This is a genomic window from Chryseobacterium urinae (assembly GCF_030518295.1).
In the GTDB taxonomy this organism is placed as follows: domain Bacteria; phylum Bacteroidota; class Bacteroidia; order Flavobacteriales; family Weeksellaceae; genus Chryseobacterium; species Chryseobacterium mucoviscidosis.
Genome location: NZ_JAULSJ010000003.1, coordinates 158,025 through 181,758, shown reverse-complemented (window position 1 = coordinate 181,758; position 23,734 = coordinate 158,025). Strand labels below are relative to the sequence as shown.

At 36.7% G+C, this 23,734-nt stretch carries 17 protein-coding genes; 11 read left to right on the top strand and 6 right to left on the bottom strand.

The genetic code is table 11. From position 1 onward, the window contains the following. Positions 1-52 precede the first annotated feature (52 nt). The gene (locus tag QWT87_RS03235) at positions 53-1,462 is read left to right on the top strand and encodes a hypothetical protein (RefSeq protein ID WP_302713556.1); all 1,410 of its coding nucleotides are present in this window, start codon (positions 53-55) and stop codon (positions 1,460-1,462) included. A 17-nt stretch (positions 1,463-1,479) separates the two neighbouring features. Next, the gene (locus QWT87_RS03230) at positions 1,480-2,040 is read left to right on the top strand and encodes a DUF6705 family protein (protein ID WP_302713554.1); all 561 of its coding nucleotides are present in this window, start codon (positions 1,480-1,482) and stop codon (positions 2,038-2,040) included. Between the two features lie 82 nt (positions 2,041-2,122). Here QWT87_RS03230 and topA read toward each other — a convergent pair whose 3' ends face one another. From topA to QWT87_RS03205, 5 genes are all read right to left on the bottom strand, one after another. Next, positions 2,123-4,699: a type I DNA topoisomerase gene (topA, locus tag QWT87_RS03225; RefSeq protein ID WP_302713552.1), complete on the bottom strand. Its 2,577-nt coding sequence runs from the start codon at positions 4,697-4,699 to the stop codon at positions 2,123-2,125. A gap of 51 nt (positions 4,700-4,750) precedes the next feature. Further along, the gene (locus QWT87_RS03220) at positions 4,751-5,899 is read right to left on the bottom strand and encodes a hypothetical protein (RefSeq protein ID WP_302713550.1); all 1,149 of its coding nucleotides are present in this window, start codon (positions 5,897-5,899) and stop codon (positions 4,751-4,753) included. A gap of 137 nt (positions 5,900-6,036) precedes the next feature. After that, a complete protein-coding gene (locus QWT87_RS03215) occupies positions 6,037-9,507 on the bottom strand; it encodes a T9SS type A sorting domain-containing protein (RefSeq protein WP_302713548.1) in 3,471 nt (1,156 codons plus the stop codon). 312 nt (positions 9,508-9,819) lie between these two features. After that, positions 9,820-10,959, bottom strand: a complete 1,140-nt coding sequence (locus tag QWT87_RS03210; RefSeq protein ID WP_302713546.1) for an EpsG family protein — start codon at positions 10,957-10,959, stop codon at positions 9,820-9,822. Next, entirely contained in the window at positions 10,956-11,963 is a 1,008-nt protein-coding gene (locus QWT87_RS03205) for a hypothetical protein (protein ID WP_302713544.1), read from the bottom strand. Before QWT87_RS03205 ends, QWT87_RS03210 begins: the two co-directional genes overlap by 4 nt. 192 nt (positions 11,964-12,155) lie before the next feature. Here QWT87_RS03205 and QWT87_RS03200 point away from each other — a divergent pair, with 192 nt between their 5' ends. The 5 genes from QWT87_RS03200 to QWT87_RS03180 all read left to right on the top strand — a co-directional run bounded on the left by QWT87_RS03200 (position 12,156) and on the right by QWT87_RS03180 (position 18,851). After that, positions 12,156-15,812, top strand: a complete 3,657-nt coding sequence (locus QWT87_RS03200) for an MMPL family transporter (RefSeq protein ID WP_302713542.1) — start codon at positions 12,156-12,158, stop codon at positions 15,810-15,812. Positions 15,813-15,852: 40 nt separating this feature from the next. Then, positions 15,853-16,767: a dialkylrecorsinol condensing enzyme DarA gene (locus QWT87_RS03195; RefSeq protein WP_302713540.1), complete on the top strand. Its 915-nt coding sequence runs from the start codon at positions 15,853-15,855 to the stop codon at positions 16,765-16,767. A 1-nt stretch (position 16,768) separates the two neighbouring features. Next, a complete protein-coding gene (locus tag QWT87_RS03190) occupies positions 16,769-17,908 on the top strand; it encodes a beta-ketoacyl-ACP synthase III (protein WP_302713538.1) in 1,140 nt (379 codons plus the stop codon). Next, a complete protein-coding gene (locus QWT87_RS03185; RefSeq protein WP_302713536.1) occupies positions 17,908-18,339 on the top strand; it encodes a hypothetical protein in 432 nt (143 codons plus the stop codon). Before QWT87_RS03190 ends, QWT87_RS03185 begins: the two co-directional genes overlap by 1 nt. Before the next feature lie 68 nt (positions 18,340-18,407). Then, the gene (locus tag QWT87_RS03180) at positions 18,408-18,851 is read left to right on the top strand and encodes an ABC transporter permease (RefSeq protein WP_087708371.1); all 444 of its coding nucleotides are present in this window, start codon (positions 18,408-18,410) and stop codon (positions 18,849-18,851) included. 57 nt (positions 18,852-18,908) lie between these two features. On the opposite strand, the gene QWT87_RS03175 is transcribed toward QWT87_RS03180, so the two are convergent. Continuing rightward, on the bottom strand, positions 18,909-19,721 hold the full coding sequence (locus QWT87_RS03175; RefSeq protein WP_302713534.1) for a peptidoglycan-binding domain-containing protein: 813 nt from the start codon (positions 19,719-19,721) through the stop codon (positions 18,909-18,911). Between the two features lie 195 nt (positions 19,722-19,916). Here QWT87_RS03175 and QWT87_RS03170 point away from each other — a divergent pair, with 195 nt between their 5' ends. From QWT87_RS03170 to QWT87_RS03155, 4 genes are all read left to right on the top strand, one after another. Continuing rightward, on the top strand, positions 19,917-20,318 hold the full coding sequence (locus QWT87_RS03170; RefSeq protein ID WP_087708369.1) for a hypothetical protein: 402 nt from the start codon (positions 19,917-19,919) through the stop codon (positions 20,316-20,318). 110 nt (positions 20,319-20,428) lie between these two features. Beyond that, positions 20,429-21,424: a BtrH N-terminal domain-containing protein gene (locus tag QWT87_RS03165; protein ID WP_185207112.1), complete on the top strand. Its 996-nt coding sequence runs from the start codon at positions 20,429-20,431 to the stop codon at positions 21,422-21,424. A gap of 1 nt (position 21,425) precedes the next feature. After that, positions 21,426-22,181, top strand: a complete 756-nt coding sequence (locus QWT87_RS03160) for an ABC transporter ATP-binding protein (protein ID WP_302713530.1) — start codon at positions 21,426-21,428, stop codon at positions 22,179-22,181. After that, positions 22,168-23,436: an ABC transporter permease gene (locus QWT87_RS03155; protein ID WP_302713528.1), complete on the top strand. Its 1,269-nt coding sequence runs from the start codon at positions 22,168-22,170 to the stop codon at positions 23,434-23,436. The genes QWT87_RS03160 and QWT87_RS03155 overlap by 14 nt, the downstream gene beginning before the upstream one ends. Positions 23,437-23,734 lie beyond the last annotated feature (298 nt).

Sequence of the window (23,734 nt, the reverse complement as noted above, 5' to 3'; positions counted from 1 at the left end):
AATCTCGTGGCTGTCGTTTCTGATAGTCCTTAGTTTCGTCCTACAATCCTGTATGAACGATTATGTTCAGGATCAAAATTCTTTAAAAATTTCTAATTCTTCAAAATTCAGAATAATTACACTTAAAGATATTCCTGACGTAAGTAATTATATTCAGAAAAAAACAGGAAGAAAAGATTTGAGGATAAACATTCCAAATCACAACACTGCAAAATCATTTAAGTTTTTAAATTTGCAGCTTACAGATATAGCAGAAAAGACACAAGGCAATACTACTTATTATATTTTTGGTATTGATGTTCCTAATACAGACAACAAAACAGTTTACAATCTTGAAGTTAAAAAAGTTGATAATAATATAGAAACTGCTAATATAATCATTTACCATTCTTTACAACCTCTTTCTGATAATCCTAGAATAAGGTTTGATTATTTTACAGGAACCATAACCTCAATAAACTTGGAAGGTAAAACAGGGAGTGAGGTTACTTATAATGACGGGATTGGAGATTGTTCTCCTGATGGAGGTACACCAAGTGGCAATGGAGACGTTGGCACTGGAGTTGGATCTGAAGATACTCCCCCTCCCAACGGTGGTTGGAATGATGGAGGAACAACCGGAACATCACCATGGAGTAACGATACCACTAACGATTGTACAGATTTGGTTTTAGACAATCAAGGAAACACTTTGGGATGGTACAATCATTGTACCGGATCATACTACCCCAATGTTAACAAAAATTCTTCAGGAGGTTATAGCAAACTTACCGCTGATTGCAATGGTAATGGATCGGGAGTTATAGTAACCAGTACTCATGATCCTTGTCAGAAAATTAAAGAAAATTTTGATAATACAAAATTTAAAGAAAAAGTAGCTGCGCTAGATAAATCAGAAGTATTTGCTTATGATCACGAAATGGGATTTGCAGCAGGATATCCCCCTGCTAATACAGGTGTTACAGGAGTACAATATCCACCTATGGAAAATACAATTGGTACACATAATGTAAAACTTCCAAATGGCAACCAGTATTTTGGGTTTATGCATACTCATAACAATGAAACCGCTAATGGAAATCCAATAAAAATATTTTCACCTGCTGATTTAGCAACATTTTTAACAAGTTGTGTTCATAATGCGCAATCACACGGAAGTATTGCAGATGCTTATGCCATGGTTATTACTTCAGAAGGAAACTATATGCTAAACTATACTGGAGCATCTACTCCTGTCATTACTGTTAGTCAATATAACGGATGGAAAACTTGGTACTTAACAGAAGTTCAAAAGCTACAAAAAGATGATGGAAGTTTCGATCAAAACGATTTAGAGAAGTTTTTTGTACGCTTTCTTGTAGAAAGTGTAAAAATAGCCGGTTTAGAAATCTATCATATTGAAAAGACAACAGGTACAGCATCATTAATAAACTCAGATGGCACTAAAACAACATGCAATTAAACTTAAATATTCTACTTATGAAAAATACGTTAGCACTTATAACCTTTACATTAATAATTTCTTGTAATGCTCAAATTTATCCCTTAAGAACATATTCAATAGTACCTTCAAACTCTTACATAAAAGATCTAAATAGTGAACTATTATCATATGAGGGAATGTGGACAGCAAACTGGAATGGAAAAGTTTTTTTTATAGAATTAAAGAAAGTAAAAAAATATTTTACTCATCTAGACAATAATCCTTATTACATGGATGTTCTAATTGGAAAATTCAAAGTTACTGATTCTAATGGACAGGTTTTGTTTGACAATACATCTATTCCGGATAATAATGCTAAAGTTGTAGGCGGGAAAATCTTTTCTCCAACTAGCACAAAATATTCTTTGCGATATATCGATCCTGAAATTTGCGGAATGAATGGATTAATAATGATAAATTTTACAGATTCAACCAAAACAAAATTAAATTGGAAATTTTCTGACATGACAGATATTATTACTGTAGATTGTCAATATTATAATACAAATCCGTTCCCACAACCTTTACCCAAAAATATTATTTTAACAAAACAATAAATCAAATAGACGGGCAGATCCAAAATATATAATCAAAAAGCACAGACCCAAATCTGTGCTTTCTCTATTTTTAAAAATCCATCTACTTTTTTGCGGAAGGCTTCTTTGTTGCCGTTGCCTTTTTGGTAGTGGTTGTTTTCTTTGCGGTTGTAGCTTTCTTTGCCGCAGGTTTCTTTTTCTCTGCAAAAGCTTTCGGATCCTGATCGGTAATCCATTTTTTAACCTCATCAAGAGAAATTTCTTTTAACTCCTCTCCTTCATATTTGGTATCATCCGCCTTTCTCGGAATCTTGAACATCGCTTTCCCAAATTTGATGAAAGGTCCCCATCTTCCGTTTTCAATGGAGATCTTTTCTTTTTCCCATTGCTGGATGTATCGGTTCGCTTCTTTTTCGAGTTTGGCATCAATTAATTCATTGATGTCGCTTTGAGAAAGGTTTTCAAAATCGTATCGCTTCGGAACGTTTACGAAAATATCTTTGTACTTTATGAAAGGTCCGAATCTTCCCGTTCCTTTCGTTACCGGTTCCCCTTTGTAAGTCGCGATCGGCGCATCTGCGATTTTCTTTTCGTTGATGATCTCTTCTGCACGTTTCTGATCTACAGAAAGCGGATCTTCTCCTTTTGGAATGCTGATGAACGTTTCTCCCCACTTCACATAAGGTCCGAATCTTCCGACTCCCACAGAAACCGGCTGTCCGTCCACTTCATTTAAATCAAATGGAAGTTTGAACAGTTCCAACGCTTCTTCAAAAGTAATGGTTGCGATATTCTGTCCTGCCATTAACGAGGCGAAAACCGGTTTTTCTTCATCGTCTGTTTCCCCGATCTGGATCATTGCCCCGAATCTTCCGATTCTTGCGTGAACATTTTTCCCTGTTTTCGGATCTACTCCCAGAAGTCGGTCTCCAGTTGCACGGTCTGCATTTTCTTCCACATCTTCAATTCTCGGATGGAATTTTGAGTAGAAATCCGTCATCATCTCTTTCCATTTCTGGTCACCGTTTGCAATTTCGTCGAAACTTTCTTCTACTCTTGCTGTAAAGCCGTAATCTAAGATTTCTTTAAAGTTATCCGTCAAGAAATTACTTACCACTTCACCCGTGTCCGTTGGAACGAATTTATTTTTATCCCCTCCGAATTTTTCGTCAAGGACTTCTTTTTTAATGGTATTGTTGGTTAAAGAAATCTTCACCACTTCTCTTGTCTGCGGTTCAATTTCTCTTTTATCCACATATTCACGGTTCTGGATGGTCTGAATGGTCGGTGCATACGTCGATGGACGACCGATTCCCAATTCTTCCAGTTTTTTTACCAGACCGGCTTCGGTATATCTTGCGCTCGGTCTTGTGAATTTTTCGGTTGCCGTTATTTTTTTATAGTCTAAAACTTCTCCTACGGTTACTTTAGGAAGCAATTTTTCGTTGTTTTCTTCGTCATCCTCTTCGGCTTTTACAATTCCGTAAGCTTTCAGGAAACCGTCGAAAATAATGACTTCACCCTGTGCTTCGAAATGCTGCGGAAGTTTTGTGTTCCCGATTTCAATCACCGTTTTCTCAATTTTGGCATTTGCCATCTGAGAAGCGAGTGTTCTTCTGTAGATTAACTGGTATAATCTGTTCAACTGGGCATCTCCTACTGTTTTCACAGCGAAATCTGTAGGACGGATCGCTTCGTGCGCTTCCTGTGCAGAAGCGGATTTTGTGGTATAGTTTCTCGGTGCAGAATATTCCGCTCCGTATTCTGAGACAATTTGTTTTTTTGCGCCTTCAATCGCTTCCTGAGAAAGGTTTACCGAGTCGGTTCTCATATAGGTAATGTATCCTTCTTCATATAATCTCTGCGCAAGACGCATGGTGTTGGTTACATTATATCCTAGTCTTGAAGAAGCTTCCTGCTGTAATGTAGAAGTGGTAAAAGGTGCAGAAGCTGAACGTGTTCCGGGTTTTGTTTCAACATTTAAAACTCTAAACTCGGTGGTTTTTGCCTGTTCAAGGAATTTTTCTGCCTCTTCTTCTTTGTCAAAATCTTTTTTCAGCTTCGCAGAAATTTCCTGCTTTGTTTTATTTAAGAAAATTCCGTCTAATTTAAAACTTGCTTTCGGCACAAACTCACGGATTTCTTTTTCTCTTTCTACAATTAATCTTACGGCAACAGACTGTACTCTTCCCGCAGATAATCCCGGTTTTACTTTTTTCCAGAGAACCGGAGACATTTCAAAACCTACGATCCTGTCGAGAACTCTTCTTGCCTGTTGAGCGTTGACGAGATTCTGATCAATATCTCTCGGATTCTCAATAGATTTCAGAATGGCATTTTTAGTAATCTCATGGAAAACAATTCTTTTTCTGTTTTCGGGCTTCAGTTTCAGTTCTTCTGCCAAATGCCATGCGATAGCTTCTCCTTCACGGTCCTCATCGGAAGCCAGCCAAACCATTTCGGCTTTTTTTACGGCAGCTTTCAGTTCGGTTACCAATTTCTTTTTGTCGGCAGAAACTTCGTAATCCGGACTGAAGGTCGACAGATCAATCCCCATTCCTTTTTTAGGCAAATCCCGGATGTGTCCGAAGCTTGATTTTACCTCGAAATCCTTACCTAAATACTTTTGAATAGTTTTTGCTTTTGCCGGTGACTCAACGATTACTAAATTTTTCGACATTCCAGAAATTTTTGCAAAAGTAAAGTTTTTTTATTAGATAGTTTTTTTGAATTACATTTTATTTAATAATTCAAGCGGCGCAACACAGACTCTGTAGATAATTCCTTCGAAAGTAAAGCCCTTTCCGGACATCTCTACTCTATATAATAATGAGAAAATAATAATGAAAAGCGTGATGTAAAATTTACGGCTGATCACAATGGGTTCGAATGCGTAAATGCTGCGTTCTTTCCTTAACAGCAAAGCAAAGAGGACAATTATGAGCATCATATGAATATACATCCATCTTCCCCAATCAATGGCAAGATAAAACAGGGGAAATGAAGACAAAAAGGCTCCGATTAATAATATAGATAAAATCTTTCGGTTGTTTAGAAATTTTAAATAATACCCGATATGAAAAATACTTATTGATAAACTTAAAAAATAAAGAACATATTCGCTGCTGTGTTGTCTGATATAATCTCTTTCATTGATGTTCCAGTAAAAAATTCCGTAGGTAGGATGAACTCCTCTTTCACAAAGAATCTGAAGAGATCTTCCTTCGTTTACATTTTTACCAAAAGCCAGGATTAAAAGCGTGGGGATTCCAACGGAGAGAAAATATTTGAGATATCTTTTAAATTCAAACTTTCCTGCTTTCAGATATAAAGCAATCGCAAAGTACGGAACGTAAAACAAAACTACTTCGTGCAGAAAGGTCGTTATGAAAAGTGCAATACAGAAAAAATATTCTTTGTTCTTCGACAGTTTATCGTTATCTAATAGGTAGGCAAACCATGCAAATAAAAGAAAAACAATAAATTCTTTTTTTCCGACATAAGTTACCGTGTTTAAAAGCCCCACAAAACCAATGGAAGACAGTAAAAGTGAAAAATAAAGCAAATCGGTGGCTTTATACCGGATGAGTTTGGTATACAGCCAGAAAAATCCGGAAATAATTAAAAACTGTACGAAATAGACCAGATAATTTAACCGCAATCCTGTAAGATCCTGCAAAAGAAAGAAAAAGCTTCCGGACAATCCTCTTCTTTTAAAACCGCCATCCTGATAATTAATGAGCCAGTCTCCAAGAATATATCCGTCGTCTTTAAAATTGTAATAATAAGTGAATACAAGCGTATAAACAGCCGTAACTGCAATTAAAAAATAGATACCAATTTTAATATTGAAATTCGATACGACTTTTTCTAGCCTCATAATGTGTTTTGAAAAATTTGGAACAAAAAAAGAGAAACAAAACAGCTTTCAGTTTGTTTTCATTATTTAAGACTCAAAAATAATGATTTTAACTTAATTACGGTTTTATTTCTCTTCGGGTTGCTATTTTATATCAATTATTCCTTAATGATTTTTACAATTTCTTTTGAATCGTTGATTCTCAGCAAATAGGTTCCGGTAATCAATAACGAGAGATTGGTTTTTCCGCCTTCGAATTTTCCGGATTTTACCAGTTGTCCGGACATATTGTAAATCTGATAATAATATCCGTTTCTGCTATCCGGTGTTTTGATGTACAGTTCCTCTTTTACAGGATTCGGAAAGAATGAAATTTTATCTTCTTTGATTGCCTGAACATCATTTTTACTAAGAACCGCAGAAGGCTTTGAAGCCGGTAAAGATGTAATCTGAAGCTTAGGAATTACCCCTTCTTCATTTCCTTCGGCATCATATTTAATTTTTACACAACGGCAGCTCATCCCGAAATACGGATCGTTGTTATCATGAAAAGCGATCATTCGGTTGGCGGTAGAAGCGGCATCAAATAAAATATTAACCGGTCTTCCGATATAATTTGAATTCAGAGCAGCAGTCCACACTCCGGGATACTGATAATTGATAAAATTATAAGTTCCTGTTGCCGTTTGGTTTGCCGTTACACTTCTGAAACCACGCGATCCGGAATTCGGATAATTTCCGGTTTTGTAAGACGAATCGTTAAACATATATCCGATGGTATAACTCGCGGAAGCGCTTCTTCGCACTCTCTGTCCCAGATAATCTGTAATGATGCTGTATGAAGTAGCTGCATTCTTATCTTTTTTATACCACGGTGTGAACCCGAAATCCTGCCCCGTTGATATCATAACTCCGGTAAGATCAGGAATTCTCCATCCTTCCGGACAAGGATCAAACGGAGATTTTTTGCCTCCTCTTCCCCATCGGTCGGGAGCAAGATTCGGTTCATTGGCGAGCCAGTCGGTTCCGTTGGTGTAAATCGGAGTTGTGCTGTTATAAGGTGCAAATGCACTCGGAATCATATAAACCAAAGGATTTTTAACAGAATACGACAATACTTTTGAAACTTTATCTGAAATTTTATCAGCAGCCGAAACATTGGCGTTTGCCGAATTGGTGTAGGTGTTGTAAGGTACAATATAATTTCCGGCGAGATCGTTGTAGGAAGCCGCAGAAAGTGTTGTGTAGGTTAAAACTCCGTTTGCGGTATTTCCAAGATAAACAGGATGAGACGTTCTGTCGTCTGCATACTGAAAGATCGGCAACGGATCTTTTCTTCCCCACTGATAATGCAGTCCTGTGGAAGCTTTAATTTTTGCCAGTTCTGCTGCAGTTGGCGTTAACGGATTCGCTACAACAGGAAAGGCATCGGTCGCGCCAAGATTTCTGTCCATAAATTCTGTCTGAAAAACATTATCTGCCTTCGGGACATAATTCACATAGTTCGTTACAGAAGTTATAGGAAGTTCGGTTGTATAATTATAAGAACCAATAGCTGTATCGGTTACCCAGATATGCCAAGACCAATACACAGGATTTGTGATGCTTCCGTTATGTAAAGTAACGACCGCATTTCCACTTTGGTTAGGATTAATGATGACTGTAATTTTGGAGGAAGAAATTGCATCCAGAGAAGCCGGTGACGGATTAACAACAGTAACATTGTTTACCAAACCGGTGTTGGTTGTCCATAGAACATTGGCTTTAAGATTATTAAAATTAACTGAGTTTAAAATATCTTTATTGTTCAGCAACTGACTTTGTACAGAAAATGCCTTACTTACAGGAATCTCCACGGTAAAAGCTGAAGTATTTTTTACGACCTGATACGTGTTCGGATTATTCAGACCTTCACGGTATTCGGTTTCAGAGACAATATATTCCGTAGGGAAATCATATTCGTTCACAACATACAAAGGATCTTTTATACATCTGCAGCCTGCTGCATCTGTTGTAGAATTTCCGGCAAGCGGAAAATACCAGTATCTTCCTTTTACATCAGGATAACCGGAATCCGGAATATCCGGCTGCATTTTATCCGGAATTAAAAATAACGTTCTCGCTCCTACAGACGGCGTTGTATCAAAATGTCTTGCCATGGTTGCCGTCCATAAGGTGGTCTGATGCTGATCTGTAAACTGTCCTTGGTGCGCATTCAGAACAACGGCTCCCGTTCCCGGAAAAATTCCCATATTGAAACCTCCTGCATTCGAAAGATCAAAACCGAAATTAGGATACAGCTTAAAATTGGTCATAAAATTTGGCGTTCCGGCATCCGTAGGTTTTATTTTATGATAATTATTGGCTTCAAAAACATTTTTAGACATATTTGTTCTTACGCCAAACGGAGAAAAATCTACCCGAATATCATCAACATAAGTAGGAGAAGCCAGATTGGCAACTAATGCGGATGGAACGCGCCATCCGTTCGGACAGGGATCATAGGAAGATTTGTTACGGTAAGGCTGTGCTGCAGCTTCTGCATTATATCCTGAAGTAACTTTTCCCTGAGAGTTATCCGACCAGAGATTCAGCTCCGGAAGCTGACTGTCATTCAAACCCGGCATTTTCCCAAACCAGTTTACCATCAGATTTGCATTGTTGTTATAATAAGCAATGCCAGAATTGTCGTCTTTATTTACATAGATTAAACTTAAAGGATTTTTTACCGAAAGCTTCAGGTTATTGGAGACCGTAGCATTAGACAGCAGTACAAATTTTCTTAAATTATCAAAATTTGCTGCTCCGGTGAAGTTTTTTGCGCCGCGATGTCTTATCCTTCCTATTGATCCTGAAACTTCATAGAAATCATTTCCTCTGTAAACCAATGGCGGAATGGGATCTTTTCTTCCCCACTGATAAAGCAGTCCTCCGTTTCTATTCCAGTCGTTTGCCGTTATAGAACTGCTTACTGCACCGAGATTTCTATCCATCCAGCCCCATTCTTCATCGGGAATAGCTTCAATCGTTCCGTCTGCTTTTTGTCTTTTCACATTGGGGTAACTTTTATAAGTGGAGCCGTTGGAAGGATCATCTGTGACCCAAACGTGCCAAGACCAGTAGACTTCTCCGTCTACTCTGAAAGCAATGACCGCATTTCCTTTTTTAGATTTGTTTACAGGCACTTTAATTTTGGCATTTTCGCCGAAATCTGTTACTTCAAGCCGATAACCAGCGTCGGATTTTATTAAGCCGTGAACATCTTCCCAAAGAACATCTGCCGTAACTTTACCCGCAGGAATTCCTGCACCTCCCAATAATTTATCCTGCGCCCACATCGCATATGCTTTTCTAACGGGAATGTAAATACCGTTGCTGTTTTGGCTGGGATCAAAAATATAACTGTTGGGAGCTTTCGTCCAGTCCGGAGCTAATAACTTTCCGTTATGAGCATGGGGAAAACGGTCTTTATGCAATGATTCCACCAATGAATCTGAGTGTCCGGAATGTTTTTTTTCTGATGTTGTCCAATCATCAGATTTATTTATCTTAAAATTTTCTTTGGCGTATATTTCATGCGCAAACAGGCAACTTAAAAGTGCTGCGAAATTGGTAAACGATTTTTTCATGTCCTTTGATTTTATGCTGTTGTTAATACAATACAACATTTAAACCCTTGTTAAAGAAAATCGATTTATTTTATAAAAAACTTCACAATAAAAGGAATCAATAAAACAATACTCCACAATTAATCATTATAGATGTCAATATATCATTTTCAAACTCAGGTTCTGCGAAAATACATTATTTTCTCTAATCTTTTTACAATAAATTATGCATCGAATTAATTTTAATACCCTGATAATTTGAGAGATATTGAAATAAAAAAGACAACACTCTTCAGTATTGTCTTCGTTTATTGATGGTTGTTGTAAGCTCTTTTAAGGCAATAGATGATTCTCATACAAATCCCACGTAAATCTTCCGTTCACAATATTTTTAAAGCTTGAGAATACAACAAAGTTGAAAACAGTAAGGGCGATGATAAAAGAATAGATCATCCTTTTCGAGTTCGAAGAAACCACATACATCGCATTCGGAATAATAATATAGGCAAAACCAATAAAAGCTCCCGCAAGGCGCGAAGAGAAAATAGGATTATCCCTGAAAATGAAATAAAAACAAACCCCGATTACAACATACGCACGATGGTATTCGTAGTAAGGAAATTTTTCTTTCATTTTTTCATCAAAAGCAAAAAGGAAGAAGGTGAGGATTGCCATCATTACTTCAGGAATTCCGATGGCTCCGTTCAATCTTTGTACCGTTTCATCCATATATCCGTTAAAACCAATAGAAAGTGTACTGTCTGCGGCAATATCCGTCATAAAATCTCCAAAAACACGATAGACTTCAAATGGAGACAGGAAGACAGAAGTAATAATCATAAAAAGCATTACAAATCTGTTCAGCGGTATTCTTACCAACCAGTACATCGGGACAAATACATAACAAACGGTATGAACTCCTGCTGCAAGATAAATACAGAGAAGATAAGCAAGAAGTTTCCTTTCTTTAATATATTTTATTCCGAAATAGGCGATAAACGAAGCGAGATTCTGCCGGATCTGTCCGCTTTCCCCGATAAAAAATCCGGGAATGAACATGAAAAGCATAAAGGTAAAGGGATAAAACGTATTATCATCCGTATATTCTACCTTAAAATAAATCGCAAGAATAGCTATTACAAAGGTGAGAATATAAAACGGTGCATTAAAAACATTCAGTAAAATTTTATTAATGAGTACATAAAGCCATTCCACTTCGATCGGTTGAGGTCCCTTCATCCCCAAACCTTTCATAATGAGCGAGATGTAATCTTTGGTATCGGAATACACGTAAATTCCACGGTAACTTCCGTAATCCGGACCTACCTGATCCCGAAGTCCTGCAATAATCATGAGATAGATCCCCAAGAACCAAAGCCATTTTTTTTCAACTTTACCATGAAAAACTTCCTGATAACTGAAAATCAGCATATAGATAATGGCAATAATATAATATGGATGCAGTAAACTCATCTTTCCGGTAAACTATTTTTAAACTGATAAGAAGCCGTTACGATTCCCGTAATCAGCAAAGGCATAAACAATCTGGTCTCCCAGAAAAGCCCCACTAAAGTAATCATTAAAAGATACGGCAGCGCAAAAAACAAATATTTTTTCATCATTATTTTTCCGGTATCATCAGAAAAACCATAACTGAAATAAATCCCTAAAATTCCGAATAAAAGTCCGGCAAGATTAAAAGGACTTGTAAAATTCTTAATTAAATAAATTCCTTCCACAAAAGAAGCTTTCTGCGGAATAACAAGCCTCAAAGCAATATATGGAAGCACAAACGCAATCACCAGCAAAAAAGTTTCTTTTATGAAAGCGAAATTCCTGTTCTTCAGATTCTCAAAATCAATAAAAACCGCTGCAAAGAAAGCGATATTAAGACAGGCAGTTTCCCGCACAAAAGTTGAAATAAATATAACGATGCTTAATCCCAATAAATCCGTAGGCTTTTTATGTTGTAAATATTTTAACGTTAAAAACATCCCAAAAACATAAAAAAAGATCGCGATACAGTCGCAGTTAGTCGGAACATATTGAAGAATAACGATAAAAAATACCGCAATAAGATGAACCATTCTTCTGATTTTTTGGTTTGAAAGAATTTCTACGGGCTTCAGTTCTAAAATTTTATACAGAACAAATGAAGTCAGTAGAAAAAAGAAAACATTAATTAAAAATGTACTGTGATAAAACAGCGAACCCTGCTTCAAAAGAAAACTTCTTGCAAAAGGAAGATAATTATTCACCAAAGAAGTTATTATCTCCGTTACATGAACACTCAGGTAATTCGGGATTACACGGTATGCATACACAGACGAAAACATAAAATCCGGCGCTTTTTCCCAGGATTTAATTCCTACAACATAAGAAGTCTCAAATCCGTAATAGGACATGAAAAAGAGAAGGAAAGGAAAGATTATAATAAATAAAAATCCGTTTATTTTTTCATCAAATAGTTTAAACATATCAAAACCTAAGTTTTAGACTTAGTCAATTTTTGTTTTAAAACACGCTTCATCAGTTGGGAACTTTTGCAAAAGTATATTTTTTTTTCATTTTTACTAAATATTTTATTGATTTTCAGATAAAACTTGTGATAAAAAATTTTGAACTCCCCCCGAAAAATTTAAATTTGCAAACCTGATTTTTATAATGTAATGCATCGTTTTTTCATATTTTTATATTATCTGATCTCTAAAAACAAACTTCTGTCCGTATTTTTTTCGGTCGGAATTGCCGTTTTATGTTTGTTTTTCGCTTCAAGAATCAATTTTGAGGAAGACATTAATCAGATCATTCCTAAAAACGAAAAATCCGATCTTACCGCAAAAGTTCTGAAACAGCTCAATTTTTCAGACAAGATCATCGTGATTATTGAAAACAGATCCAAAGAAGAAAATTTTCAGCTTTCGGAGACTGCGGATTCTTTTTTACATGAAATTGAACCTCTGCAAAAATACATCGGTTCGGTTCAGGGGAAAGTAAACGATAATGAAATTTCGGAAACCTTCGATTTCGTCAATCAGAATCTGCCTTTATTCCTCAATGAAAACGATTACAAAGAAATTGAGAGAAAACTCCAGAAAGACAGCATTGCCAAACAGGTTGAAAACAACTACGTTTCTCTGGTTTCGCCCACGAGCCTCGTTACCAAAGAATTCATTAAAAAAGATCCGCTGGGAATTACTTTTCTGGGAATCAAAAAACTCAATGCTTTAAACATCAGCAAAGATTTTAAGCTGGAAGACAATTACATCGTTACCAAAGATGGGAAAAACCTGCTGCTTTTCATCGATCCCAAAAACAAAAGCAACGACACCAAAAACAACGAAACATTTGTTAATCAGTTAAATACTATCAAAGAAAACCTCAACGCAAAATTTAAAGGAAAAACAGAAATCAGCTATTTTGGTTCGCCTGTCATTGCGGTTGCGAATGCACAACAGATCAAAAAAGACATTCAGAATACGGTTATTATTTCCATGACGGTTCTTCTTCTGATTCTTATTTATTATTTCAGGAATGTTTTTACGCCGATTATTGTATTTCTTCCCACGGTTTTCTCGGTTTTACTCGCTCTTTTGATTTTATACTTTGTTAAAGATAAAATTTCGGCAATTTCTCTGAGCGTGGGAGCCATTTTGATAGGAATCACCATTGATTACGCCCTTCATATTCTGACGCATTACAAACACAACAACAATATTGAAGAGCTTTACAAAGAAATTACGCAGCCTATTATTTTAAGCAGCGCAACAACGGCGGTTTCTTTTTTATGCCTTGTTTTTGTACGTTCGGAAGCGTTGAAAGATCTGGGACTTTTCGCCGCAATAACGGTTATTTTATCTTCCGTTACGGCTTTAATTATCATTCCGCAACTGTATCATCCGAAGAAAAAAGAAAAAGCAGTCAATGCAAATTTCATCGATAAAATCGGTTCGTATCCGTATGAGAAAAACAAACCTTTAATTATTATCTGTTCGGTTATTATTATTGCGTGTCTTTTCGGTTTCAGAAAAGTAGGTTTTAACGAAGACATCGGCGATCTGAATTATATTCCGAAAGACTTAAAAATAAGCGAAGCAAAACTTCAGAAGTTATCCGACATTACGTCAAAATCCATCTACACGATTTCTTACGGCGATTCCGAAGAACAGGCTTTAACCAGAAATTCTGAGCTGAGCCAATTTTTAGAAAAAGAAAAAAAAGAAGGAAAAATTTTAAGCTACAATTCTCTCGGGAATGTGGTTCTTTCTGAAAAAGATCAGCAGCAAAGAATTGAAAACTGGAAAAAATTCTGGGACGAAAATAAAAAAAATCAGACAGTTTCTGAATTAATTAAAAACGGAAATCAATTCGGATTTAACAGTTCTGCTTTCGATCAGTTCAATGAAAATTTAAATAAAAGCTACTCTACGTTAACTTTAAAAGATTACGAAAAGGTAAAAGCACTCCAGATTTCTGAATTTCTGAGTCAGGAAAACGGATTTTACACAGTTTCCAATGTCGTAAAAGTAGACGAAAAGAAAAGAGATACCTTCATTAAAGACGTTGAAAAAAAGCATGATGCTTTGGCAATCGACCGTCAGCAAATGAACGAAAACTTTTTGGGCTTGCTGAAAAATGATTTTAACACGTTAATCAATTATTCCCTTTTGGCAATTATTTTAACAATTATTGTGTTCTTCCGTAATTTTGAATTAACGGTTCTTACGATGTTCCCGATTGTTTTAACAGGAGTGGTTACAGCGGGAATCCTCTACTTTTTAGGTCTGGAACTGAATATTTTCAGCACCGTTGTCTGTACTTTGGTTTTCGGAGTCGGAGACGATTTCAGCATTTTCCTTACACAGGCAATGCAGAAAGAGCATACGACAGGAAAAAACGAGCTTCCTACCTACAGAACATCCATTATTCTGGCGGTTTTCACAACGATTTTATCCATCGGTTCATTAATTTTCGCCAAACATCCTGCTCTACATTCATTAGCTTTGGTTGCTTTAATTGGGATGTTCTCCGTAATCATCATCACCTCAACCTTATATCCGTTCTGGTTCCGTTTGCTGATTACGAACAGGGCTAAAAAAGGACTTTCTCCGGTTACTTTCAGGTTATTTTTCAATGCAGTATTGTCTTTCCTGTATTACGGATTAGGCGGATTGCTTTTTTCTGCCATCGGAAGCATCTTTGTAAAGCGATCGAAAGGCAAAACGCTGAACTTTATTAAATTAATTTTAGCGAAGTTTTTAACTTCTGTCCTTTATACGAATCCATTTGTAAAGAAAAAGCTCATTAAAAACCCGAATGAAGATTTCAGCAGACCCGCAGTCATTATAGCCAATCACACTTCGTTTCTGGATACATTGGCTCTAGCCATGACAACACATAAAATCATTTATCTGGTGAATGACTGGGTGTACAACTCTCCTGTTTTCGGAAAGATTGTGAGAGTATTAGGATTTTATCCCGTTTCTCAGGGTATTGAAAACGGAATGGAAAAGCTGAGAGAAAAAGTAGATCAGGGTTATTCTCTGGTTGTTTTTCCGGAAGCAGAACGGTCTTATACCAACGATATCAAAAGATTTCACAAAGGAGCTTTTTATATCGCAGAAGAATTCGGACTGGATGTGGTTCCGGTTTACATTCACGGAAATTCTGAAGTACAGCCGAAAGGAGACTTTATTATCTATGACGGTTCAATTACCGTAAAAGTGGGCGACAGAATTGATAAAAATGATGAACGCTTCGGGAAAAATTATTCCGAAAGAACAAAAAAGATCAATGCTTTTTTCAGGGAGCAGTTTGCGAAGTTACGAAGTGAGCTGGAGGATGAAAATTATTTTAAGAAAAAACTCTTCCTGAGCTATCTGTATAAAGATAACGAAGTTGTACAGGAAGTAAAAGAAGATTTTAACAAAAATAAATCGGTTTATTTTGAACTGAATAAACACCTTCCTAAAGATGCCAATATTCTGCATATTGCAGATGATTTCGGGCAGAAAGATGTTTTACTTACACTTCAGCAGGCGAGCCGAAAAATCTTCAGTTTAATGAAAGATGAAGAAAAAAGACAAATCGCCGAACAGATTTATTTGGTAAAAAGAAGGAAAATTAAATACATAAAAAACAGTACGGAAATTGATAAAAAGATAGACGTTCTTCTGGTTTCGGATAAAAACTTCAAAGCAGACCGAATGGAAAATCTTCCTGAAACCATCATTTTTATGAATGTGAAAAATACGTTACCGGAAAATAATAATTATACACTGAAATTCAGTTCAGAAGCTTTAAAAGTATTTCGTTCTGAAAAATAAATATGAAAAGCATATTTTTGTAAACGAATAAGGAGAACCCATGCAAAAAGATATACTCGTTATATATTATTCACAAACCGGACAGCTTACCGATATTGTAAAAAATATTGCCCGCCCTTTTGAAGCCAAAAAGGAAGAGTACCGTGTAACGTATTACAACATTACGCTGAAAAAAGACTTCCCTTTTCCGTGGCCGAATGATGTATTCTTCAATACCTTTCCGGAATCTTACCTGCAGATCCCGAGTGAAATTCTGCCGCCGCCGGAAGAAGTGGTTAACAAAAAGTTTGATTTGATTTTCTTTGGTTATCAGGTTTGGTATTTAACACCGTCCATCCCGATCATTTCATTCCTAAAAAGTGGTTTTGCAGAAAATATCTTAAAAGATACTCCGGTTGTTACCGTTTCGGCAACGAGAAATATGTGGATGCTTTCTCAGGAAAAACTGAAAGTATATTTAAAGAACTTAAACGCCAAATTGGTAGGAAATATCGCTTTGGTAGACCGACACGACAATTACACCAGTGTTCTTACGATTCTTCGCTGGCTGACCACCGGAAAAAAGGAAAAATCGGGAATTCTTCCTGCAGCAGGAGTTTCGGATGAAGAAATAAAAGGTTCTGTAAAATACGGAGAAATTATTGAAAAACATTTCAGCAGAAATGATCTGGATACTTTACAGCCTGATCTGGTGAGAAACGGAGCGGTGGAAATCCGCGCTTTTCTGGTAAGAGTGGAAAAAGTGGGAAACAAAATTTTCACCATCTGGTCAAACCTTATCATGAAGAAAAAAGAAAAACGACCATTGCTTATTAAATTCTTTAAGGTATATTTGATGGCTGCGATATGGATCATTTCACCTATCGTATTGGTTTTACACTTATTAACAACACCTGTTTTCTGGTTTAAAAGAAAGAAACAAAGAGAATATTTACAAGGAATTAATTTAAAATAGAATGTACGACGTATTTATAACAAAAGCATCAAAATACCTACCCAATGAGCCGGTTTCTAATGATGAAATGGAAACGTATCTTGGTTATATAAACGGTGCAAAATCTAAAGCGAAAGCTCTTATTTTAAGAAATAACAAAATTACGACAAGATACTACGCGTTAGATAAAGAAGGAAATCCTACACATACCAATGCCCAGATTACGGCAAAAGCCATTGAAGGACTTTTTGACGAAAATTTCAAAAAGGAAGACATGAAATTATTATCCGTGGGAACTACTTCTCCGGATCAGATTCAGCCTTCTCACGCATCCATGGTACACGGCGAACTGAACATCGGGAAATCTATTGAAATAAATACCGCAACCGGATTGTGCAACTCCGGAATGAACGCTTTGAACTACGGATTCCTTTCTGTAAAAGCTGGAGTTCAGGATAAAGCAGTCTGCGCAGGTTCCGAGAGAATGTCGGCTTGGATGACGGCGGATAAATTCAACCATGAAGCAGAAAACCTCGCTTTACTGGAAGAAAGACCCATCATCGCTTTCAAAAGAGAATTTTTAAGATGGATGCTTTCCGACGGAGCCGGAGCTTTTTTACTTGAAAATAAACCGAGAGAAAACGCAATAAATCTTAAAGTAGAATGGATTGATTTCTATTCTTACGCACACGAGATCGAAGCCTGTATGTATGCAGGATGCGAAAAACAGGAAGACGGAAGCCTTAAATCGTGGGCAGATTATCCGTCCGACGAATGGCTGAAACAGTCTATTTTTGCATTGAAACAGGACACGAAAATTTTAGATAAATATATTCTGGTAAAAGGTGCTGAAAGTTTAAGATCATCTTTTGATAAGCATGAACTTGATCCGGAATCAGTCGACCATGTTTTGGCGCATATTTCTTCAGGATACTTTAAAGAAGGACTTAAAGAAGAATTTGCCAATGTAGGACTGGATTTCCCTTGGGAAAAATGGTATTACAACCTTTCTGAAGTTGGAAACATCGGAGCAGGTTCTATCTTCATCGCTTTAGAAGAATTAATGAATTCCGGAAAGCTGAAAAAAGGAGAAAAAGTATTGCTTTGTGTTCCTGAAAGCGGAAGATTTGCTTATTCCTGTGCTTTGCTAACGGTTTGCTAATGGAAAACAAATTACCAACCTCCGATCAGGACTTTGTGGAAAGCTTAATTCCGCAAAGATTTCCTTTCGTCATGGTGAACAGCATTTCAGAATATTCCGAAAGCCACCTGATTTCAGGTTTTGAAATTAAGCAAGAGAATATTTTTGTTCAGAACGGAATTTTTCAGGCTTCAGGTTTGATAGAACATCAGGCGCAGAGTGTAGCTTTACACACCGGTTATAAATTTTACCTTTTAGGAAAAGAAGCTCCTACAGGATATATTGGTGCCATTAAAACCTTTGAAGTGTATACTTTACCTAAATTGGGCGACACCTTAACTTCCGAAGTTTCTATTCTCAATGAAATGATGGGCGTTACTTTAGTCGATATTGTAACAAAGCTGAACGATGAGGTTATTGCAAAATCTCAAATGAAAACGGTTGTAATGTAATTATACTTAGATAGACCTCATAGGTTTTTGAAACCTATGAGGTCTGGTAAAATAAAATAGAAATTTCAATGAAAATTAAGGAAGAAAACATCATCAATATCCACAACTTTCTCCCGCATCGCGAACCGATGCTGATGACAGATTATATTCTGGAATTGACGAAAGAAAAAGTGATTACTTCCTTTGAAATAAAAGAAGACAATATTTTTGTTCACGATAATGTATTCGTTGAAGCAGGACTCATAGAAAATGCAGCACAAACCTGCTCCTCAATTTTAGGACAAAGCTTTTTTGAAAATCCGGAAACAGAAACAAAAGTAATTGGCTTCATTACCAACATAAAAAAAATTGAAATATTTACCTTGCCCAAAGTCGGCAACAAAATTATTTCAAAAGCCTCATTGGTTTCACAGTTTGAAAATATCTGTCAGATTTTTTGTGAGACATTCAATGATGATGAATTGCTGATAAGAGCGGAAATTACTCTATTTATTCAGGAAGTGAAATCATAAATAAACAAAGAAGCTGTTCCAAAAGATCAGCTTCTTTGTTTTTAATACCTCTCCTGATTAATCAATTCTGATGATATCCAGTTTAGATTTCATAAAATTTCTGGTTCTCCGCAATACGCCATAGCCGTTTTCACTTCCGTCTGCATTGGTATTTCCTTCGATGGTTTCAAAAACATCTCTGTTACTTTCAACAACAATTCCTGTATGAATCCAGTCGTGGCTGTTTGTACTGCTCTGCAAAAGAAAAATATCGCCCGGCCGAACATGATATACACGATTTCTCACCAAAGTATAATTAATAAAATTGTCTCTTTTCTGCGCTTCACCAGCTACCGTATCGCAACTGAAGCTTCTTTTCACAATATTGGTAAAACTGCCTCCTATCTGACTTGTTGCCTGATCTAAAATCGTCTGCACAAATCCCATACACCAAAGCTGATCCTTTCCCTCGCTCCCATCCATATAAGCTCTTACCCAAGGACCTCTGTTTCCTTCCCCTTTTATGGTAAGTTCCCGTGCTCCGGCAACAAGATGCTGTTTTGCGGCATTCACGACCAATTCCCTTAATCCTGTTCCCTCAACAGGCTGGGTAAAAGCTTTAATCATAGGATCTGCCATTTTCCGGAAAAGCTCCTGAGTTACAATGCCATTTTCAGTAAGTCCGTTTGCCTTTTGGTAATTCTTCACCGCTTTTTCTGTAGCCGGTCCGAAATCACCATCAATCCCGGTTGAAGTTCCTTTTGAAGGATTTAAAAAAGCGTAAAGATTAAGCCAGCTTTGTATTTTCGATACTTCTTTGGAGGAATTCGCAGCTCCTCTTGACTGCGTTCCTGAAATCTCAATTTCTTTTAAAAAATGTTTTTTTATCATGATATAGATTTTATGGTTATTATTTCTTAAAGATCATAACAAATGTAAGCTCGAAAATAAAACAGAGAAATAACGATTTGGGGTGATTTATAACCAGTAAACACCTGTAAGACCCTCTAAAAACAAATGATACTATGTTGCACATTTTTATTATCTTAGCGAACTATTTAAACCATCTTTCAATATTAATTTCAGATGAAAAAACAAGACCTTCCACAAGACGAAAGCAACTTAAAGTCAGCGAATATGACTGAGGTTTTGTATGTTACAGATGAAAACAACAACTACACGACCGCAAACAGTATTGGCTGGGAAGCTAAAAAAGCTGCTTTGGACGAATCTTTGGCTTTGATTAATGAAAGAATTGAAGAAGCAAGACAAAATGTTGCCAACAATACAGCAAGCCCCATTTTTTATTTCATGGAGCTGAATAAAATGGATCTGCAGGTTCTTGCAGCCTATGTCGGAATGTGGCAGTGGCGCGTGAAAAGACACGGAAAACCAAAAATATTTAAAACACTAAGCGATTCCGTACTGAAAAAATATGCCGATGCTTTCGGTATTTCGGTGGATGAACTAAAAAACTTCAAAGGGTAGACAATTGATTAAAAGAGAAAAATCCCTCCGACTGTCATTCATTCTGACGGAAAGAGAATCTCTACAATATGAAAATCAAGCATTTCCCGCGATAAAAAGACAAGAAACGAATGGAACTTAATTTTGAACATCACCAGACTGCCCATTGCGAAAACGGTGTTGCCTCCAATTTATTATTGAATAAAGGATTAAAGCTCAGCGAGCCTATGATCTTCGGAATCGGTTCCGGATTATTTTTTGTGTATTTACCTTTCCTGAAAGTTAATTTTGCACCGGGTTTCAGCTATCGTCCGATGCCGGGAGCCATTTTCAGCAAAGCCGCAAAAAGACTGGGAATTAAAATTAAAAGAGAAAAATTTTCCAATCCTGCCGAAGCACAAAAAGCTTTAGAAAGAAACCTCAATAATAATATTCCGACAGGTTTGCAGGTCGGCGTTTTTAACCTTACTTATTTTCCCGAAGAATATAAATTCCATTTTAACGCTCACAATCTCGTGGTTTACGGAAAAGAAGACGGAAAATTCCTGATCAGCGACCCCGTGATGGATTACACCACAACCCTTACTGAAGCCGAGCTGGAAAAAGTGAGATACGCCAAAGGAGCACTTCCGCCGAAAGGTCATATGTACTACCCTACTCACATTCCGGATCATGTAAATCTGGAAGAGGCGATAAAAAAAGGAATAAAAGATACCTGTAAAAATATGCTGGCTCCGGTTCCTATTATCGGGGTAAAAGCCATGAGATGGGTCGCAAGAAGCATTCCGAAATGGGCAGCCAAAAAAGGTACAAAAACCACCAATCATTATCTGGGACAACTGATCAGAATGCAGGAAGAAATCGGCACCGGCGGCGGCGGATTCAGGTTTATTTACGGTGCATTTCTACAGGAAGCAGCCGTTATTCTTAAAAATGATGAATTAAGAGAACTTTCTAAAGAAATCACGGCAATTGGTGATCTTTGGAGAGATTTTGCGGTGGATATTGCAAGAGTGTACAAAAACAGGAACTCCAAAAGCGATATTTATAACCAATTATCAAAATCAATGCTTCACATTGCCGATCTGGAAGAAGCTTTTTATAAAAAACTGAGAAAAGCAATATAACGTGGAACATTTCATAGAAATAAAAAATCTCTACAAAAAATATAAAAATGCAGAAGACTTTTCTGTAAACGATATTTCGCTGAGTATTGCCAAAAACGAGATTTACGGAATTCTCGGTCCCAACGGCGCCGGAAAAACAACGTTGATTTCCATGCTTTCCGGATTGATAAAACCGACTTCCGGACATTTTACAATTGACGGACTTTCACCACAGAAGAACGGGTTCAAACTGAGACAAATCATCGGGATCGTTCCGCAGGAATATGCTTTATATCCAACTTTAACGGCAAGAGAAAATTTAATGTTTTTCGGAAGTCTTTACGGGTTGAGTCACAAAAATTTAAAGAATTCGATCACTGAATCTCTGGAAATCATGGGTTTGTCGAAATTTGCAGACAAAAAAGTGGAACAGTTTTCCGGAGGAATGAAGCGCCGCTGTAATCTGATTGCAGGCACCCTTCATAACCCGAAAGTTTTATTTCTGGATGAACCGACCGTTGGTGTGGATGTTCAGTCTAAAAAAGCAATTATCGATTATCTTCTGGATTTAAATAAAAAAGGAACGTGCATCATCTACACTTCCCATCACCTTTCGGAAGCGGAAGAATTCTGTACCAAAATTGCCATCATCGATCATGGGAAAATCCATGCTGTGGGAACACCTGAAGAATTAATCAATAAGGTTTCCAATGCAGAAAATTTAGAAGACGTTTTTATATCATTAACCGGAAAAGAATTACGAGATGTTGTTGTATAAATTGTGGCGGAGTTTCATTAAGGAGATTCTTTTGCTGAAAAGAGATATCGGAGGAATTGTCATAATTTTTGTGATGCCTTTGCTGCTGATTATCACCATTACTTTAATTCAGGATTCTACCTTTAAAAATCTGGAAGGCACCAAAATTCCGATTATTTTTATTGATAACGATAAATCTGAGATTTCACAAAACATCAAAAAAGAGTTCGAAAATGGTAAAACGTTCGAACTTCTTACCAATTTTACGGAAGATTCTGCCGAAAAAGCAGTTTTCGGAGGAGATTATCAGATGGCGATTGTTATTCCGAAAAATTTAACGAAGAATATCAATTCCAATGTAGAATCTAAAGTTCAGGCAATCGTCAGTTCATTTGGGCTTGAAAATGACTCGACATCTGTGAGGGAAAGTCCCGTTAAATCTGATGATATTCATCTATATTTTGATCCGGCAACCAATATCGGGTTCAAAAACAATGTGATGACCGCTGTGAACAAAATGGTTTTTGAAATTGAGAACAAAAAGATTTACAAAGCCTTTCAGGATCAGTTGGGAACTACGGAAGATCTCGGAAAAACTAAAAATTTAATCAGCTTTAAAGAAATCACTCCGAAAAAAGGCAAAACAGACATCATGCCGAATTCCGTTCAGCATAATGTTCCGGCTTGGGCGCTGTTTGCGATATTTTTCATTGTCGTTCCTTTGTCTATTAACCTTGTAAAAGAAAAAAGTCAGGGAACAAGCGTAAGAGCAAGAATCAGCCCGACTCCGTATTTCGTTCATATTTTAGGAAAAACATTTACGTATCTCATCATCTGTGTCATCCAGTTTTTACTGATGGTTGCTGTGGGAATTTATCTTTTCCCTTATATGGATCTTCCGCAATTTGATGTTACCGGAAAAATGTTTCCGCTTATTGTCGTGACCATTTTTGCAGGTTTGGCAGCCATCGGATTTGGCATACTTTTAGGAACGGTTGCCAATACTCAGGAGCAGTCGGCTCCGTTTGGTGCGACTTCCGTGGTGGTTTTGGCTGCAATCGGAGGAATCTGGGTTCCCATATTTTTAATGCCTGAATTTATGCAGACCATCGCTAAATTCTCGCCGATGAACTGGGGATTGAATGCCTATTACGATATTATTTTAAGAAACAGCGGAATCGGAGGAATTGCGAAAGAAATCATTTTCCTGTTTTTATTTTATATAGCAATGGTCGCTATTTCATTATTTTATGAAAGAAAACAAAATGCAGTGTAAATACTGACATTAAAAGATATTTTTAATCTTAATTTTCTTAAACTAAATGAACTTTGTTTATTTCTAAATAATTTTAACTATTAAGAAGATTTAAGAGCCTATTTAAATTTTGTTCAATAAAAGTTTTATAGCAGATAATTTGACCATGTTTTCCGATGTTTCCATTAATATAGCAGACTCATTATAAAAAAAGGCATAATACTGAAAAATAGTTGGTAGAATCCTATCAAAACCTCATTGTTAGGCTGTTTGTAGGAAGTTTTATGAAACGTGTTTCATAAAACTTTTTCTTTGTCTG

Excerpts from the sequence above, each read along its gene's own strand:
- QWT87_RS03235 (WP_302713556.1), top strand. The coding sequence starts at position 53 with ATGAACGATTATGTTCAGGATCAAAATTCTTTAAAAATTTCTAATTCT.
- QWT87_RS03230 (WP_302713554.1), top strand. The coding sequence starts at position 1,480 with ATGAAAAATACGTTAGCACTTATAACCTTTACATTAATAATTTCTTGT.
- topA (WP_302713552.1), bottom strand. The coding sequence starts at position 4,699 with ATGTCGAAAAATTTAGTAATCGTTGAGTCACCGGCAAAAGCAAAAACT.
- QWT87_RS03220 (WP_302713550.1), bottom strand. The coding sequence starts at position 5,899 with ATGAGGCTAGAAAAAGTCGTATCGAATTTCAATATTAAAATTGGTATC.
- QWT87_RS03215 (WP_302713548.1), bottom strand. The coding sequence starts at position 9,507 with ATGAAAAAATCGTTTACCAATTTCGCAGCACTTTTAAGTTGCCTGTTT.
- QWT87_RS03210 (WP_302713546.1), bottom strand. The coding sequence starts at position 10,959 with ATGAGTTTACTGCATCCATATTATATTATTGCCATTATCTATATGCTG.
- QWT87_RS03205 (WP_302713544.1), bottom strand. The coding sequence starts at position 11,963 with ATGTTTAAACTATTTGATGAAAAAATAAACGGATTTTTATTTATTATA.
- QWT87_RS03200 (WP_302713542.1), top strand. The coding sequence starts at position 12,156 with ATGCATCGTTTTTTCATATTTTTATATTATCTGATCTCTAAAAACAAA.
- QWT87_RS03195 (WP_302713540.1), top strand. The coding sequence starts at position 15,853 with ATGCAAAAAGATATACTCGTTATATATTATTCACAAACCGGACAGCTT.
- QWT87_RS03190 (WP_302713538.1), top strand. The coding sequence starts at position 16,769 with ATGTACGACGTATTTATAACAAAAGCATCAAAATACCTACCCAATGAG.
- QWT87_RS03185 (WP_302713536.1), top strand. The coding sequence starts at position 17,908 with ATGGAAAACAAATTACCAACCTCCGATCAGGACTTTGTGGAAAGCTTA.
- QWT87_RS03180 (WP_087708371.1), top strand. The coding sequence starts at position 18,408 with ATGAAAATTAAGGAAGAAAACATCATCAATATCCACAACTTTCTCCCG.
- QWT87_RS03175 (WP_302713534.1), bottom strand. The coding sequence starts at position 19,721 with ATGATAAAAAAACATTTTTTAAAAGAAATTGAGATTTCAGGAACGCAG.
- QWT87_RS03170 (WP_087708369.1), top strand. The coding sequence starts at position 19,917 with ATGAAAAAACAAGACCTTCCACAAGACGAAAGCAACTTAAAGTCAGCG.
- QWT87_RS03165 (WP_185207112.1), top strand. The coding sequence starts at position 20,429 with ATGGAACTTAATTTTGAACATCACCAGACTGCCCATTGCGAAAACGGT.
- QWT87_RS03155 (WP_302713528.1), top strand. The coding sequence starts at position 22,168 with ATGTTGTTGTATAAATTGTGGCGGAGTTTCATTAAGGAGATTCTTTTG.